At 66.2% G+C, this 15,957-nt stretch carries 15 protein-coding genes and 1 pseudogene; 4 read left to right on the plus strand and 12 right to left on the minus strand.

Going from position 1 to position 15,957, the window contains the following annotated elements:
• From CWC60_RS06210 to CWC60_RS06220, 3 genes are read left to right on the plus strand one after another with little or no spacing between them, the layout of a single operon-like run.
• Nucleotides 1-1,038, plus strand: a complete 1,038-nt coding sequence (locus CWC60_RS06210) for an LLM class flavin-dependent oxidoreductase (RefSeq protein WP_109793125.1) — start codon at nucleotides 1-3, stop codon at nucleotides 1,036-1,038.
• 27 nt (nucleotides 1,039-1,065) lie between these two features.
• The gene (locus CWC60_RS06215) at nucleotides 1,066-1,995 is read left to right on the plus strand and encodes a toll/interleukin-1 receptor domain-containing protein (RefSeq protein ID WP_109793126.1); all 930 of its coding nucleotides are present in this window, start codon (nucleotides 1,066-1,068) and stop codon (nucleotides 1,993-1,995) included.
• Nucleotides 1,996-2,013: 18 nt separating this feature from the next.
• Nucleotides 2,014-2,589 (plus strand): TMEM165/GDT1 family protein, encoded by a 576-nt coding sequence (locus tag CWC60_RS06220; protein WP_109793127.1) that lies wholly within the window; start codon nucleotides 2,014-2,016, stop codon nucleotides 2,587-2,589.
• A 91-nt stretch (nucleotides 2,590-2,680) separates the two neighbouring features.
• On the opposite strand, the gene CWC60_RS06225 is transcribed toward CWC60_RS06220, so the two are convergent.
• Nucleotides 2,681-4,540: an acyl-CoA synthetase gene (locus CWC60_RS06225; RefSeq protein WP_109793128.1), complete on the minus strand. Its 1,860-nt coding sequence runs from the start codon at nucleotides 4,538-4,540 to the stop codon at nucleotides 2,681-2,683.
• A gap of 61 nt (nucleotides 4,541-4,601) precedes the next feature.
• Nucleotides 4,602-5,459, minus strand: coding sequence for a TIGR01459 family HAD-type hydrolase (locus tag CWC60_RS06230; protein ID WP_109793129.1), 858 nt, complete (start codon nucleotides 5,457-5,459; stop codon nucleotides 4,602-4,604).
• Between the two features lie 60 nt (nucleotides 5,460-5,519).
• Between CWC60_RS06230 and CWC60_RS06235 the strand changes: the two genes are divergently transcribed.
• Nucleotides 5,520-6,305, plus strand: a complete 786-nt coding sequence (locus CWC60_RS06235) for an SDR family oxidoreductase (RefSeq protein WP_109793130.1) — start codon at nucleotides 5,520-5,522, stop codon at nucleotides 6,303-6,305.
• 95 nt (nucleotides 6,306-6,400) lie between these two features.
• Here CWC60_RS06235 and pqqE read toward each other — a convergent pair whose 3' ends face one another.
• From pqqE to CWC60_RS23860, 10 genes and pseudogenes are all read right to left on the minus strand, one after another.
• Complete coding sequence (gene pqqE, locus CWC60_RS06240; protein WP_109793131.1) at nucleotides 6,401-7,495, minus strand: pyrroloquinoline quinone biosynthesis protein PqqE; 1,095 nt, start codon at nucleotides 7,493-7,495, stop codon at nucleotides 6,401-6,403.
• Nucleotides 7,492-8,504 (minus strand): annotated as a pseudogene (pqqC, locus tag CWC60_RS06250) (pyrroloquinoline-quinone synthase PqqC). Before pqqC ends, pqqE begins: the two are co-directional and overlap by 4 nt.
• Nucleotides 8,505-8,581: 77 nt before the next feature.
• Nucleotides 8,582-8,659 carry a pyrroloquinoline quinone precursor peptide PqqA gene (pqqA, locus tag CWC60_RS24355; RefSeq protein ID WP_109793407.1) on the minus strand — a complete coding sequence of 26 codons (78 nt, stop codon included), beginning with the start codon at nucleotides 8,657-8,659 and terminating at the stop codon, nucleotides 8,582-8,584.
• 88 nt (nucleotides 8,660-8,747) lie between these two features.
• On the minus strand, nucleotides 8,748-9,569 hold the full coding sequence (locus CWC60_RS06260) for an ABC transporter substrate-binding protein (RefSeq protein ID WP_109793134.1): 822 nt from the start codon (nucleotides 9,567-9,569) through the stop codon (nucleotides 8,748-8,750).
• A 17-nt stretch (nucleotides 9,570-9,586) separates the two neighbouring features.
• The gene (locus CWC60_RS06265) at nucleotides 9,587-10,300 is read right to left on the minus strand and encodes an ABC transporter ATP-binding protein (protein ID WP_109793135.1); all 714 of its coding nucleotides are present in this window, start codon (nucleotides 10,298-10,300) and stop codon (nucleotides 9,587-9,589) included.
• Nucleotides 10,301-10,304: 4 nt separating this feature from the next.
• The gene (locus CWC60_RS06270) at nucleotides 10,305-11,009 is read right to left on the minus strand and encodes an ABC transporter permease (RefSeq protein ID WP_109793136.1); all 705 of its coding nucleotides are present in this window, start codon (nucleotides 11,007-11,009) and stop codon (nucleotides 10,305-10,307) included.
• A gap of 156 nt (nucleotides 11,010-11,165) precedes the next feature.
• On the minus strand, nucleotides 11,166-11,960 hold the full coding sequence (locus tag CWC60_RS06275) for an FAD binding domain-containing protein (protein ID WP_109793137.1): 795 nt from the start codon (nucleotides 11,958-11,960) through the stop codon (nucleotides 11,166-11,168).
• Between the two features lie 11 nt (nucleotides 11,961-11,971).
• Nucleotides 11,972-14,341, minus strand: a complete 2,370-nt coding sequence (locus CWC60_RS06280; protein WP_109793138.1) for a xanthine dehydrogenase family protein molybdopterin-binding subunit — start codon at nucleotides 14,339-14,341, stop codon at nucleotides 11,972-11,974.
• A gap of 43 nt (nucleotides 14,342-14,384) precedes the next feature.
• Complete coding sequence (locus CWC60_RS06285; protein ID WP_109793139.1) at nucleotides 14,385-14,852, minus strand: (2Fe-2S)-binding protein; 468 nt, start codon at nucleotides 14,850-14,852, stop codon at nucleotides 14,385-14,387.
• Between the two features lie 67 nt (nucleotides 14,853-14,919).
• The gene (locus CWC60_RS23860; protein ID WP_206419794.1) at nucleotides 14,920-15,852 is read right to left on the minus strand and encodes an SRPBCC family protein; all 933 of its coding nucleotides are present in this window, start codon (nucleotides 15,850-15,852) and stop codon (nucleotides 14,920-14,922) included.
• Nucleotides 15,853-15,957: the final 105 nt, after the last annotated feature.

Consider the following 15,957-nt stretch of genomic DNA (forward strand, 5'->3'; position numbering starts at 1 on the left):
ATGGCGCTGCTCAAGGTTTCCATCAGCGTCGGCGGCTATGACCGCAGCGGCATGGGCGCGGTGGCCGAATTCGTGAAGGCGGCCGAATCCATGGGCGTCGACTGCGCCTGGTCGGCGGAGGCCTGGGGGCAGGACGCCGCCACCTCGCTCGCCTATCTCGCCGCCCGGACCAGCCGGATCAGGCTCGGCACGGGCATCATGCAGATCAGCGCGCGCGTCCCCTCCATGACGGCGATGACCGCGCTTTCGCTCCACAGCCTGTCGGGCGGGCGCTTCATCCTGGGGCTGGGGGTCAGCGGCCCGCAGGTCGTCGAAGGCCTTCAGGGCCGGGACTACCGGAAGCCGCTCACCCGCCTGAAGGAAACGGTCGACGTGGTCCGCATGGCCTTCCGGGGCGAGAAGCTGAAATACGACGGCGAGACCATCACCCTGCCCAGGCCGGGCGGGGAAGGAAAGGCGATCCGCCTGGACTTCCCGCCGACGGAGATCCCGATCTACCTCGCCACCCTGGGGCCGAAATCCCTCGAATATACCGGGGAGGCAGCGGACGGCTGGCTTGGCACGTCCTTCTCGCCGGACCATCCGGAAGCGCACCTGGCCTATATCCGCCGGGGTGCGGAACGCGCCGGGCGCAGCCTCGCCGACATTCATCTCAACGCGGCCTGCTCGGTCGGCATCGGGGAGGATGTCGAGGCGCTGATCGATTCCCGCCGGCCCGGCATCGCCTTCCAGATGGGCGCCATGGGCTCGGCGCAGACCAATTTCTACAACGAGGCCTTTCAGCGTTCCGGCTTCGAGGACGAGGCGAAGGAGATCCAGCGGCTCTGGATCGAGGGCTGCCGCGACGAGGCGGCGAAGATCGTCCCCGACGCGATGATCACCGAGTTCGGCGCCGTCGGCACGCCGGAGATGGTGCGGAAGCGCTTCGAGACCTACGCCGCCGCCGGCGTTGGCGGCGTCACCGTCCGCTTCGATCCGAAACTCGACGCTGCCGGCCAGCTCGCCCAGCTCGAGAAGGTGATGGAACTGGTAGGCTGATTTAAATATCTATGCGAGAGATTTACTATGTCTACAAAAGTGGTCGGATTTTTCTGCTATGCGCATAGGGATTTTGATAATTCTAGTGGTGAATTGAGTTGGGTATTTGAGCAAATTCAGCGCGAGCTGCGACTTCAATCTGGCGAAGATGTGGAGGTGTTTCATGATAGAAAGAATATTCGTTGGGGAGATTTATGGAGAAGTGCCATTGATTTAACACTTGTTTCATCATATTTTTTAGTGCCAATCTTGAGCCCATCGTTTTTTACCAGCAATGAATGTAGGCGAGAATTTTTTGAGTTTTTAAAATCTGATCAAGTTGATTTATCTTATAGTCGAATATTTCCAATAAAATTTATTCACGATAGAAAGAGAATGACTGATGATTCAGAGGATGAATTAGTAAGAGAGGCGTTACGTAGGCAGTACATAGATTGGACAGCATATCGTTTTTGTGAGGAAAAAAGGAAGGTGGAGAAGATAAACGAAATGGTTCTTAGACTTGCCGATATTATGGAATTGCATAAAAATAACATCCTTGCTGAGACGAAAAAGCCAATAATAGACCAGTCCCCCAAATCAAGTGAATATGAAGCACAGTCTGAATCAATCTACAATGAGTTGAGTTCTAATGTTCTAAAAATGCCGATAAATGACAAATCACTGGAAGTATATCAGAAATTATTGATACCAAACATGCCAACTTCTCCGAACCTAAATCATCGCCTGCTTGTCGATATTGATCGGCTAGGATATGAGTATATCTCCGATATTCATCGTGTCGTAAGAATGCAAGAGAAAAATGTAATAGAATACTATAAAGAAAATCCCAACTTGTTTGGTTTTTCGACAGATTTTCTAACCAAATCATTGATATTTGAAGATAAAGAATTTCGAGCACGACATCCAGCGAGCGCCCAGACGTTAAATGTCGCGCAACAAATCGGACGAATATAGACACGATTCGAAACGCCCATGGAAGCACTGATCGTCTCCGCCGGCGTGGTCGCCCTGGCCGAGATCGGCGACAAGACCATGCTGCTGGCCCTGGTGCTCGCCGCGCGTTTCCGCGCGCCGGCGCTGGTGATCGCCGGCATCCTTGTCGCCACCCTCGCCAATCATGGTCTGGCCGCGCTGGTCGGCGTCTCGGCGGCGGAACTGTTGGACGGGGCGTGGCTCAGGTGGATCGTCGGGCTGTCCTTCCTCGCCATGGCGGGATGGACACTCATTCCCGACAAGGCAGACGACCTGAATGTGGAACCGCGCCGCCGCTTCGGGCCGTTCCTCGCCACGACGGCCGCCTTCTTCCTGGTCGAGATCGGTGACAAGACCCAGCTCGCGACCGTGGTGCTGGCCGCGCGCTTCGATTCCATTCTGATCGTCACGATCGGGACCACGGCGGGCATGCTGGCGGTCAATGCGCCGACGGTGCTGCTGGGCGGGGCGCTGTCGGAGCGGTTGCCGCTGGGTGCGATCCGCGCGGCGGCGGCGGCGATCTTCGCCGTTCTCGGTATCCTGACTCTCGCAGCGCCGGAGACGATCGGAGCGTAGTCCAGTGCTCGTCATTGCCCGGTTCAGCCGGGCAATCCATATGCGGGGCCGATGGACCGCCCGGACAAACCGGGCGGTGACGGCGCGTGTGTTACCCCCGCCCGATCTCGAAGCGGGTCTCGTAGCCGCCGACCGTCTCGCGGATGCGCTCCTCGGTCTCCGGCGGCCCGTCCTTCACCGTGATCGCCGCCAGCGTGCCATGGACCTTGTCCTGGCGGACCTCGACCATGATCTCGGCGCCCAGTTCGTTGGCGAGCATGCCGATATCGCGGTCGAAGACGCGTTGCACCGCCTCGATCCGGAGCGAGGGCTTGAAGATCTTGCCGACGCCGGTGAGCGGCATCTCCTCGATCGGGATGATCTCGACCGGGTTCGCCGCGCGTTCGGTGATGCGTTCGGCGACGAAGCCCTTCAGTTCGTCCTCTGTGGCCGAACGGCCCCTCGCGAACTGCACGAAGACGACGGGCAACTCGCCCACGCGCCGGTCGGGCCGGCCCACTGCCGCGGCCAGCTCGATCGCCGGGTGCTGGTAGAGGATGTCCTCGATGGTCGCCGGATCGATGTTGTGGCCGCCGCGGATGATCAGGTCCTTCGACCGGCCGGTCAGCCAGATATAGCCGTCGGCGTCGATGCGGCCGAGATCGCCGGTGTCGAACCATTCGCCGTCCAGCCAGGCCTTGCCGTCATGGACCGGATCGAGATAGCCGCCGAATATCTGCGGGCCGCGGCAGACCACCAGGCCGATCTCGTCGATCTTGCAGTCGCCCTCGATATGGCCATCGTCGTCGGTGCGCACCACGCGGATCTCGTTGAAGGGCAGGCGGAAGCCGATCGAGCCCACACGGACCTCGCCCTCGAACGGGTTCGAGGCCGAGAAGCCATGGGTCTCGGTCATGCCCCAGCCCTCGACCAGCGGGACACCGAGTCTGCGGGTCGCGAGATTGGCGACCTCGACGGAGAGCGTCGAGCCGCCCACCGCGCCATAGCGCAGCGACGACAGGTCGTGCTCTTCGATCGGTTGCTGCAGCAGCATCGACCATATGGCCGGCACGACCGGGATCAGGTTCCACTTCAGCCGCGCCGCGTTGGCGAAGAAGTCGCGGGCCACGTTCGGGTTCCGGAATCCCTCCGATCCCAGCAGGGTGATGGTGTGGCCCCACAGGAACGGCATCGCGCCCCAGGCGGTGGCGCCGCCGACATGGAACAGCGGCAGGCCCATCGGCGCGTGCAGGTCGTCCAGCGGGATGGCGTTGCCGTAGTTCCAGCTCTGCAGCATCAGACCCTTCTGGGTGTGCCGCGCCAGCTTGGGCACGCCGGTAGTGCCGCCGGTGTGGAACAGCGCCGCCGTGCCGTGCATGTCGAAGTCGCGGGCAAAGGTCAGCCGCCCGGCCTCGACGCCTTCCATGGCCTGCTCGTAGAGGATCACGTCCCCGTCGACATCGGCGCCGCTGCCGCCGACCTGGATCACTTTCAGGCCGGGGATTTCCTTCCGCACCGCCTCGATCCGCGGCCAGGGGTCGGGGCTGATCGAGGGATGGCAGCCGACGATCACCTTCGTGCCCGCCGCCTTGCAGATGGAGACGATGTGCTCCGGCTCCAGGAAGGGGTTCACCGGATTGACGATGCCCGCCGTTTCCGCGCCCCACAGCAGGTAGTGCGTTTCCGGTACGATCGGCATCAGCAGGGTGACCACGTCCTCCTCGCCGACGCCCAGGCCGCGCAGCATGTTTGCGGTCTGCGTCACGCGCCGGAACAGGTCGCGATAGGTGATCTTCTCGGGCTCGTCGGCCAGCTCGCCGCGCGCCAGGTTCCAGATCGCCGGGCGGTCCGGATGGCGCTCGGCAGAGTGGCGGAGCGCGGCGTAGATGTTGTCGGCCGGCAGTAGTTCGGTGAACGGCGTCTTCTCGATCTCGACAACGTCCGCCAGCGTGTTCGCGGGTTTCTTCTGCATCACGGTCCTCCCCGTGCAGGAGGTTAGAGCATTCCGGCGGGGAGTGAAATCGCGCCTGCGCCTACCACTCGAGCTGAGTCATGGCGGCGACCGGCCAGAGGTCGGCCGCCGCGCAGATGCGGATCAGCGCCGCCTCGTCCAACCGCCCTTCGGCCATCACCTCGCGCGCGTGAATGCCGCCGGTCACCAGCACGCCCGCGATGCCGGCGGCGGTGGCGCCGGCAATGTCGGTGCGCAGCGTGTCGCCCACGGCCAGCATCCGGTCCGGGGCGATATCGCCCAGTTCGTGGCGACAGTAATCGTAGGCGACCCCGTAGGGCTTGCCGAACCAGTGCACCTTGCCGCCGATGTCCTGATAGGCCTGCGCCAGCGCGCCGGCGCAAGGCAGCATCTCGTGGCCGCGCATCACCTCGTAGTCCGGATTGGCGCAGACCATGGGCAGGCCGCGGTTCTTCGCCTGCGCCAGCGCGCCGGCGTAGTCGTCGACGGTCTCGGTCTCGTCGTTGTTCAGCCCGCCGCAGAGGATGAAGTCGGCGTCTCCCAGACTGTCCGTCTCCTCCAGATCGAGCCCCTCGGTGATGGTGCGGTCCGGGCCCTTGCCCCAGAAGAGGAAGCGCCGCCCGACGTCGACCGCGCCGCTTTCCAGCGCCGCCCGCACCAGGTCGCCGGAAGCCACCACGCGGTCGTAATGTTCCCGCGGGACGCCCATCCTGGCCAGGAAGGGATCGACCACCGTGCCGAGCCGGGGCGCGTTGGAGAGCAGCAGCACGCGTTTGCCCTGCGCCGTCAGCGCCGCCAGGGTGCGCAGCGCGCCGGGATAGGCCTCGATCCCATTGTGGACCACGCCCCACAGGTCGAAGAGAAACGCGTCATGGCGCTCGGCCAGCGGCGCGATATGATCGATCACGTCAACAGTCATGGCCGCTCCGTTAGCCGAAGGCGGGAGGCGGTTCAACGAAGATCTCGGGGGAGGGGAAAGATGGATCTCGATCTGAAGGGAAAGACCGTGCTGATCACCGGCGCCAGCCGCGGGATCGGCTTCGGCTGCGCCGAGGTCTTCGCACAGGAGGGCGCGAGCCTGCACCTCGTCTCGCAGGACCCGGACCGGCTGGCCGAGGCGAAGCGCATCATCGACATGACCTATCATGTCCCCGTGGCCACCAGCGCCCTCGACCTTTCCGACAGCGCGGCCATCGCGACGCTGGCGGCCGAGTGCCCCGAGCCGGACATCCTGATCAACAACGCCGGCGCCATTCCCGCGGGCACGCTGGATCGCGTCGACGAGGCCACCTGGCGCAAGGCCTGGGACCTGAAGGTCTTCGGCTACATCAACATGATCCGCGACTACTACGCCCGCTTCGCCGCGCGGGGCCGGGGCGTGATCGTCAACGTCATCGGCATGGCGGGCGAGAATCCGGATTCGTCCTATGTCGCCGGCTCGACCGGCAACGCCGCGCTGATGGCCTTCACGAAGACCATGGGCGGGACCAGCCTGGCCGACGGCATCCGCATCGTCGGCGTCAATCCTGGCGCGGTGCTGACCGAGCGCATCCGCACCATGCTGCGCACGGTGGCGGAGCAGGAACTGGGCGACGCCGAACGCTGGTCGGAGATGATGGACAAGCTGCCGCTGGGGCGCGCCGCGACGGTCCGCGAGACGGCAGACGTGGTCGCATTCCTCGCCTCCGCGCGGGCGTCCTACATTTCCGGCACCATCGTCACCGTCGACGGCGGTCACGCGTCCAAGAACTCGAGCTTCCGGTAACGGACCGGCGCGCGAGGGGTGGTATGGCCGGCTCGAGCGCTGTCCGAATTCTGGCGCCGTCGGTCCGCCACGGCGGCAGGCGTTCTCGGCAGCGCCTACAGGAACCGCCGGTAATCGTACTCGCCGACATGGCTGTCGGCGGCCGTCCCGGCCATGGCGCGCAGCCTCTCGTGCTGATCCGACTTCTCGCAGGCGGGATCGGTCGCGGCGGCGTCCCCGGCGATGGCCAGCGCCTGGCAGCGGCAGCCGCCGAAGTCGATCTCGCGCCGGTCGCAGCTCCGGCAGGGCTCCGGCATCCAGTCCGTGCCGCGGAAGGCGTTGAAGGCCTGGCCGCCGCTCCAGATCTCCGCCAGCGGCTTTTCGCGGACATTGTCGAACGTCAGCCCCGGGATCGTCTCGGCAGCGTGGCAGGGCAGCACCTTGCCCGAGGGCGTGACGTTCAGCGAGCGGCGGCCCCAGCCGCCGACGCAGGGCTTCGGACGCTTCGCGTAGTAGTCGGGGACGACGGCGTCGATGACGATCCGGCCCTTCAGGCTCTCGCGCAGGTCCTCGACGGTTGCCAGCGCCCGCTCGACCTGGGCGATTGTCGGCATCAGCGCATTCCTGTTTCTCAGCGCCCAGCCGTAGTACTGCGCGTGGGCGATCTCGACCCGGCGCGCGCCGAGACCGACGGCGAAACGCACCATGTCGCCGACCAGATCGATATTGGCGCGGTGGATGACGGCGTTGACTGTCAGCGGCAGGCCGAGCCGGACGACTTCCTCGGCCAGGGCGAGCTTGGCGCGGTGGGCGCCGTCCAGCCCGGCGATACGGTCCGCCGGAGCCTCGTGCACGCCCTCGAAGGATATCTGCACATGGTCCAGGCCGGCATCGGCCAGTTCCTCGAGACGCCCGGCCTTCACGCCGACGCCCGAGGTGATCAGGTTGGTGTAGAGACCGGCGGCGGCGCAGTGGGCGACGAGGTCGACGAGGTCGGCGCGGGCGGTGGGCTCGCCGCCGGACAGATGCACCTGGAGCACCCCGAGTTCCGCGGCCTCGGAGAAGACGCGGCGCCATTCATCGGTGGAGAGTTCTACCGAACGGCGGTCGAGCTCGACCGGGTTCGAGCAGTAGGGGCAGTGCAGCGGGCAGCGATGGGTAAGTTCGGCCAGCAGGCCGATGGGCGGATCGATATGTGCGCCGGCGTTCACAGGTCGAGGAACCGTTTCTCGGCCAGGCTGGCGAGCATGGCCTTCACGTCGGTGTCGATGCGCTCGCGCGGGGCGTCGAAGCTGGCGCAGAGGTCGTCGACGATGTCGGCGACAGAGCGTTCGCCGTTGACGCGCTCGAGGATCTCGACGGCGATCGGGTCCAGCTTGATCACGCGCTCCGGCGCCATCAGCGTCCAGCCGCCACGCGCCTTGTCCTCACGCAGCTTCACGCCGCGGGGCAGCACGGGTACGGCGCTGTCGTCCGGTCCGTTCACCGTGCGCCGTCCGGCGTGAAGGCGTCGGGCGGGATCATGCCGGGCTCCACATAGGCGAAATACAGCGCGTCGAGCTGGGACCAGAGCACGTTGCACTTGAAGATCAGCGCCGCCAGCACGGCCTGCTGCTGGTCGGGGCGGACGGCGTGGCGCTTGACGTAGTCGAGAGCGAAGTCGGAATCCCGCGGCGCCTGGGTCAGACGCTTGTTGAAATAGGCCAGCGTGGCCTCGTCGACGAAGTCGTAACCGGCCAGCATGCCTGAGACCCGTTCGGAGATGATCGTCGGCGAGAACAGTTCGGTCAGCGAACTGGCGATGGCCTCCAGCAGGGGCTGATCGCGCACGAAATGGACATAGGCTTCCACGGCGAATCTCGTCGCCGGCAGGATGCCGCGCATGCTTTCGACATAGCCACGGTCGAGACCCAGCCCCTCGCAGAGGCCGAGCCAGCGCTCGATGCCGCCATCGCCTTCCGCCTCGCCGTCATGGTCGACGATCCGGCGGCGCCATTCGCGCCGCAGCGCCGCCGTCGGCAGGCGGGCCATCAGCGTCGCGTCCTTCGCCGGTATGTGCGCCTGATAGCAGTAGCGGTTCAGCGCCCAGGCCTGCACCTGCCCCTTGTTCAACTCGCCGCCGTGCAGCAGCTTGTGGAACGGATGCAGATTGTGATAGCGGCGGGCGCCGATATCGCGCAGCGCCGCCTCCAGGGCGTCAGGGGACATGGCCTCGTTCATGATCGGGTCGTTCCTGACGAAAATGGCCGGCCCGTCAGGACCGGCCGGCCACTCTCACTTCGACGATGTCGAAAGGTTCAGATCTCGGCGGGGAAGTAGCCGTTGATTTCCATGCCGATGCAGATTTCTTCGATGACGGGCGTCGTCCAGGCCATGGTTGCCTCCCATAGTGTTTCGTGACCGGTTTGTAACTCGGTGACGCAGCGTAACGAAGTTGCGCGAGCGGGCCAAATCTTTTTCGCGTCAGTCGCCTGCGTTGGGGAAGAAGAGTTGCTGACCCTGCACCCGGAATTCGGCGATGGCGTGCTGGCCCTCGGGGGAGAGCAGCCAGTCGATGAACGCCTGGCCCTGCTTCGCCTTGATGTGCGGGTGACGCGCCGGGTTCACCAGCATCACCGCATACTGGTTGAACAGCGCGGGATCGCCCTCGACCAGGATTTCGTGTTGGCCGCGGTTGGCGAAGCTGATCCAGGTCGCGCGGTCGGAGAGGGTGTAGGCGCCCATGCTCACCGCCGCATTCAGTGTCGCGCCCATGCCGGAGCCCATCTCGCGATACCAGCTCTGGGTGCCGCCATGGGGCTCCTGTCCCGCCTTGCGCCAGAGTCCCCGCTCCGCCTTGTTGGTGCCGCTGTCGTCGCCGCGGGAGGCGAAGGGCGCCTCCGCGCCGGCGATCTTCGCCAGAGCCTCCCCCGCCTTGGTCATGCCGCGAACGCCGGCCGGATCGGCCGCGGGGCCGACGATGACGAAATCGTTGTACATCACCTCGTGGCGCGCGACGCCGTGGCCGGCGGCCACGAATTTCTGTTCGCTTGGCTTGTGGTGGACGAACAGGACGTCTGCATCGCCATTGCTGGCCAGCCGGATGGCCTGACCGGTGCCGACGGCGATGACACGGACCTCGATGCCGGATTCCGATGTGAACTTCGGCAGGATATGACCGAACAGGCCCGAGTTCTCCGTGGAGGTGGTCGAGGCGAGCGTGATGAAGCGGTCATCGGCGCTTGCTACCCCGGTGATGACGGTCAAGGCCGTTGTCAGGCCGATAATCGTGCGCCAGATGGGCATGATCGGTCTCCTTGTGGTTACCAGAGCAGTTCGCCCGAGAGATAGGCCCGGGCTTCGGGGCTTTCGGGCGCGGCGAAGAAATCGGCGGCGGGTCGCCGCTCCACAACGCGCCCGGCATGCAGGAAGATGACCTCGTCGGCCAGCCGCCTGGCCTGTGCGAGATCGTGGGTCGTCATCACGATCTTGGCGCCGGATCGGTGGATCTCGTCGATGATCCGCTCCACGGCTCCCGTGGCGCCGGGATCGAGGCTCGCCGTCGGCTCGTCCAGGAACAGGATGTCGGGCCTCAGCGCCCAGGCGCGGGCCAGGGCGAGACGCTGCTGCTCGCCGCCGGAGAGCTGCCTGGCGGATTGTTCGGCGCGGCCGGTCAGGCCGGCCCGCTCCAGCGCCTGCCGGGTCCGTTCCCGGCGGTCGTCCAACGGCAGGTTCCTGAGTTTCAGCCCGTACTCGACATTGGCGCGCACCGAGCGGCGCAGCATCACCGGCTTCTGGAATACCATCGCCTGTCGCTGTCGGGCCGCATCGGCGTCCGGGCCCTTCCAGGCGGCCGTGCCCTCGAAGCCGCCCAGAAGCCCGTGGCAGATTCGGAGCAGCAGGCTCTTGCCCGCGCCATTGGGTCCGAGGATGACGGTGCGCGGGCCTTCGCCGATCTCCAGCGAAATGCGGTCCAGCAGGGTCCGTCCCCCGGCGCGGAAGCTCACTTCGCTGAGTTCCAGCGGCAGCACGCCCATCGTTTCAGCCTCGTCCGTGTGCGGTCGCGCCGCCCAGCATTGCCACCGCCGCGTTCACGCCCAGTGCGATGGCCAGCAGGATGAAACCCAGCGCGAGCGCCAGGGCGAGATTGCCCTTGGAAGTCTCCAGCGCGATCGCGGTGGTCATCACGCGGGTCACGTGGGCGATGTTGCCGCCGACGATGAATACTGCGCCGACCTCCGCCGTGGCCCGGCCGAAGCCGGCCATCACCGCGGTCATGAGCGCCAGCCGGCCGTCCCACAGCAGAGTCGGCACCATCTGTGCCGGGCGTGCGCCCAGCGAGCAGAGCTGCTCGCGGTACTCCTCGAACAGGTCGCGGACGATCTGGCGGGCGAGGGCGGCGATGATCGGCGTGATCAGCACGGTCTGGGCGATCACCATTGCCGTGGGGGTGAACAGCAGTCCCAGCGCCCCCAGCGGGCCGGCGCGCGAGAGCAAGAGATACACCATCAGGCCGACGAACACCGGCGGCAGCCCCATCAGGGCGTTGAGCAGGATGACGACGCCGCGGCGGCCGGGAAAGCGGTAGACCGCGACCACCGCGCCGAGCGGCAGACCGATCAGGGAGGCGAAGAAGACGGCGGTCAGGCTGACCTGCAGGGACCGGGCGACGATGCCGACCAGCTCGGCGTCGAAGCCGAGCACCAGACGGGCCGCAAGCAGCAGCGCTGAGCCGATGTCGGACATGTCGCCGGACTCCGAACGACGGGGTGCCGGCAGCGCACCCCGCGCCGCCGTTCTCAGGCCATCAACCCTATCGGAGCGTTGAAGGATTGCCCATCCGCGCCAGGCGACGCCCCGGCCCGCGACATCGGGCGGGCCGGGTGTCTGGCGAAGGGTGGATCAGCCGGCGGCCTGCACCGCCCGGCGGGTCATCACGGTGACCAGATGCGCGCGGTAATCGGCGCTGGCGTGAATGTCGGAGTTGAGGTCGTCGGCGGAGACCGCGCCCTCGGGGATCGCGTCGGCCGCGAAGTTCGAGGACAGCGCATTCTCGTAGGCCGGCACCCGGAAGACGCAGGGCCCGGCGCCGATGACCGCGACGCGGACGCCGCCCGAGGTTCTGGCCACGAAGCTGCCGACCAGCGGATAGCGCGAGGCCGGGTTCTCGAACTTCTCGTAGCCCGCCTTCTCCGGGATGGGGAAGGAGACCTGCACGATGATCTCGTCCTCCTCCAGGGCCGTGTCGAACATGGCGGTGAAGAAGTCTTCCGCGGCGATTTCGCGCTTCGTGGTCTTCACGGTCGCGCCCAGCGCCACCAGCGCCGCCGGGTAGTCGGCGGCCGGATCGTTGTTGGCGATGGAGCCGCCGATGGTGCCGCGGTTGCGCACCTGCGGATCGCCGATGCCGCCCACCAGTTTGGCCAGCGCGGGGATCGCCGACTTCACCTCGCCGGAGCCGGCGACGGCGGCGTGGGTCGTCATGGCGCCGACGACGATGTTGTCGCCTTCGCGCTTCACGCCCTTCAGATCGGCGATGCCGCCGAGATCGATGACGTCGCTGGGACTCGCCAGGCGCTGTTTCAGGGTCGGGATCAGGGTCATGCCGCCGGCCATGATCTTGCCGTCCTCGGCCGCCGCGATGGCCTTCGCCGCCTCGTCGAGGCTGCTCGCCTTCCTGTATTCGAATTCGTACATGCTGATCCCCCTTATTCGGCCGCCGCGGCCATGCCGCCGTTCACGATCCGCCAGATTTTCGCCGGCGTGGCCGGCATGTCGATGTGGCTGACGCCATAGTCCTTCAAGGCGTCGACGATGGCGTTGATCACCGCCGGCGGCGAGCCGATGGCCCCGGCCTCGCCGCAGCCCTTCACCCCCAGCGGATTGTGGGTGCAGGCCGTGACCTGATGGTCGACGGTGAAGTTCGGGAAGTTGTAGGCGCGCGGCATGCAGTAGTCCATGTAGGTGCCGCTGACCAACTGGCCCTCATTGTCGTAGACGGTGTTTTCCAGCAACGCCTGGCCGATGCCCTGGGCCAGACCGCCATGGACCTGGCCTTCGACGATCATCGGATTGATGACGTTGCCGAAATCGTCGGAGGCGTGGAAGCTGACGATCTCCACCGCGCCGGTCTGCGGCTCGATCTCGACCTCGCAGACATAGGTGCCGGCCGGGAAGGTGAAGTTCTTCGGATCGTAGAAGGCGGTCTCCTCCAGGCCCGGCTCCAGTTCGTCCAGCGGGTAGTTGTGCGGCACATAGGCCGTCAGCGCCACGTCGCCGAAGGCCACCTGCTTGTCGGTGCCGGTGACCTTGAAGCTGCCGTTCTCGAAGACGACGTCGTCGGCCGAGGCTTCCATGAGGTGCGCGGCGATCTTCGTCGCCTTGTTGACGATCTTGTCACAGGCGTTGGACAGCGCGGCGCCGCCGACGGCGATCGAGCGCGAACCGTAGGTCCCCATGCCGAAGGGGATCTTGTTGGTGTCGCCGTGCACGATGTCGATCTGATCGAGGCCGATGCCGAGGCGGTCGGCCACCACCTGGGCGAAGGTGGTCTCGTGGCCCTGGCCATGGCTGTGGCTGCCGGTCATGACCTGGATCGATCCGGTGGGATTGACGCGGACGGTGGCGCATTCGTACAGCCCCGCCCGGGCGCCCAGCGCGCCGGCGATGTTCGACGGCGCGATTCCGCAGGCTTCGATGTAGCAGGCGATGCCGATGCCGCGCAGCTTGCCCTTGCGTTTCGCTTCCTCGCGCCTCGCTTCGAAGCCGTCCCAGTCCGCCGCCTTCAGCGCCGCGGTCAGCGTGGCCTCGTAGTCCCCCGTGTCGTAGGTCAGTGCCACCGGCGTGGCGTAGGGGAACTGGTCGGGCTGGATGAAGTTCTTCCGCCGGATCTCGACCGGGTCCATGCCCATCTCGTCCGCGGCGAGGTCGATCACCCGCTCCAGCAGATACGTCGCTTCCGGCCGGCCCGCGCCGCGATAGGCGTCGACGGGGACGGTATTGGTAAAGACCGCCTTCACCTCGGCCAGGATCGCCGGCGTGGTGTACTGGCCCGCCAGCAGCGTGGCGTGCAGATAGGTCGGGATCGACGGCGCGAAGGTCGACAGATAGGCGCCCATGTTCGCCAGCGTCTGCTCGCGCAGCGCCAGGAACCTGCCCTCCTTGTCCATGGCCAGTTCGACCTTGGTGACGTGGTCGCGGCCGTGGGCGTCGGAGATGAAGGCTTCCGTGCGGTCGGAAGTCCACTTCACCGGCCGGCCCAGCACCTTGGCGGCGACCGTGACGATCGCCTCCTCGGCGTAGTGATAGATCTTGGACCCGAAGCCGCCGCCCACGTCCGGGGAGTAGACCCGGAGCTTGTGCTCCGGAATCTGCAGCACGAAGGCGCCCATCAGCAGGCGGATGACATGCGGGTTCTGGCTGGAAGTGTAGAGCGTGTGTTCGCCCGAGGCGTCGTCGAAATCGCCGATGGCGCAGCGGGGCTCCATGGCGTTCGGCACCAGCCGGTTGTTGATCAGTTCCAGGGTGGTGACGTGGTCGGCCTTCCGGAACGCGGCCTCGACCGCCTCGCGGTCGCCCAGTTCCCAGTCGTAGCAGAGATTGTCGCCGGCCTCGTCATGGACCGAGGCGCCGTCCTCCAGGGCCGAGCGCATGTCGACCACCGCCGGCAGCGGCTCGTAGTCGATTTCGACCAGTTCCGCCGCGTCGCGGGCCTGCGCGCGGCTCTCGGCAATCACGACGGCGACCGGATCCCCGACGTGCCGGACCTTGCCTTCGGCCAGGATCGGGTGCTTGGGCTCGATCATCGGCTGTTCGTTCTTGCCGGTGACCTGCCAGCCGCAGGGCAGTCCGCCGAAGGCCGCGAAATCATCGGCCGTCAGCACGCCAACTACGCCCGGCGCGGCCCTGGCCGCCGAGGTGTCGATGCGGTTGATCTTCGCGTGCGCGTGCGGCGAGCGCACGATCGCCGCATAGCTCATGTCCTGCAGCACGATGTCGTCCGTGTACTTGCCGCGCCCCTTGATGAAGCGGAGGTCTTCCTTGCGGCGTACGCTTGCCCCGATACCCTGGTCCGTCATGACGTTTCCTCCCTGAAAATCGCCGACGTTGATGGGAACTCCGTCAGCCGCGCATCGCCTCGGCGCCGGCTTTGATCGACTTCACGATGTTGTGGTAGCCGGTGCAGCGGCAGATGTTGCCCTCCAGCCAGTCCCGGATCTCCTTCTCGCTGGGATCCGGGTTGTTCCTGGCCAGATCCACCGCCGACATGATCATGCCGGGCGTGCAGAAGCCGCACTGCAGACCGTGGTTCTCGCGGAAGGCCTCCTGCATCGGGTGCAACTTGTCGCCCTGGGCCAGACCCTCGATCGTCATGACCTCGGCGCCGTCGGCCTGGGCCGCCAGCATGGTGCAGGCCTTCACCGACTCGCCGTCGACGTGCACGACGCAGGCCCCGCACTGGCTGGTGTCGCAGCCCACATGCGTGCCGGTCAGGCGCAGCTTTTCGCGCAGAAATTCGACCAGCAAGGTGCGGCCTTCGACGTCGCCGCTCACGGCCTTCCCGTTCACCGTCATCGAGACGCTTGGCATGTCCCCCCGTCCTCCCTGTCTGGAACATTGGCAATTGGGCGCATCCTGCGCCGGGTATGGCGTTAACTCAAGAGACGAGCGCGATGAGCACCAGAATCAGTGCGACCGCGCCGATGAACCAGACCCAGACCGGCAGGGCGCCGGCGGCGCCGGCCCTTTCGTCGCCTGCGGGCGCGGGCTTGGGCGGGATCGCGTGGGCCGCCTCGGGTGCGACGCTCGCCGCGGCGGCGCTGCCCCGCGCCTCTTCCTTTTCGGCGACGCTCTCGTCGACGGTCTTCGCCTCCGCGTCGGCCGACGGTCTGGCGCGCTTCTCGGCGATGGACGGATCCTGGGTGCCTTCGGCCGCGTCGATCCGCACGCCGCCGTCCGCTTCGGAACTGACCGGCGACTCGCCGGCGGGCACGCCCGCGCCCTCGGTCGAGGGCGGCGCATCCTTGTCGTGCGGCGGCATCGCCGTCGCGGCGGCCGCGGTCTTCGTCTCTCCGGCCGCGGATTCCTCGACCTTGCTGCCTGGCGCCGCGGGTTCCTGCGGGGTGGCGCGCGCAGCCTCGGCGCTGCTGCTCTCCACGTGGTCGCGGAACCTGGCGAAGAACTGGTCAGCCATCTTCCTGGCCGTGCCGTCGATCAGCCGTCCGCCGACCTGCGCCAGCTTGCCGCCGACCTGAGCGTCCGCCTCGTAGGTCAGCAAGGTGCCGCCGTCGTCCTTTTCCTCAAGGCTGACATCGGCTCCGCCCTTGGCGAAGCCCGCCGCGCCGCCCTTGCCGCTGCCCTCGATGCGATAGGAGGAGGGGGGATTGAGATCCTTCAGCTCGACCGAGCCGTTGAACTTCGCCTTGACCGGCCCGACCTTCGCGGTCACTGCGGCGGTGAGCTCGTTCTCGCCGGTCATTTCCAGGCTCTCGCAGCCCGGAATGCAGTCCTTGAGCACCTCGGGGTCGTTCAGCGCCTTCCAGACCGTCTCGCGGTCCGCGTCTATGTCGTAACTGCCGGTAATCTTCATCTGAAAGGCACTCCCGCGGATGTTGGCGCGCCGGGCAGTAGCAGCCGGCCGCCACTTCTTGATCCTCGTCCAAGCTAGCGCCTGGCGCGCCACGACCCAAATTGA

Source organism: Minwuia thermotolerans (assembly GCF_002924445.1).
Lineage (GTDB): Bacteria > Pseudomonadota > Alphaproteobacteria > Minwuiales > Minwuiaceae > Minwuia > Minwuia thermotolerans.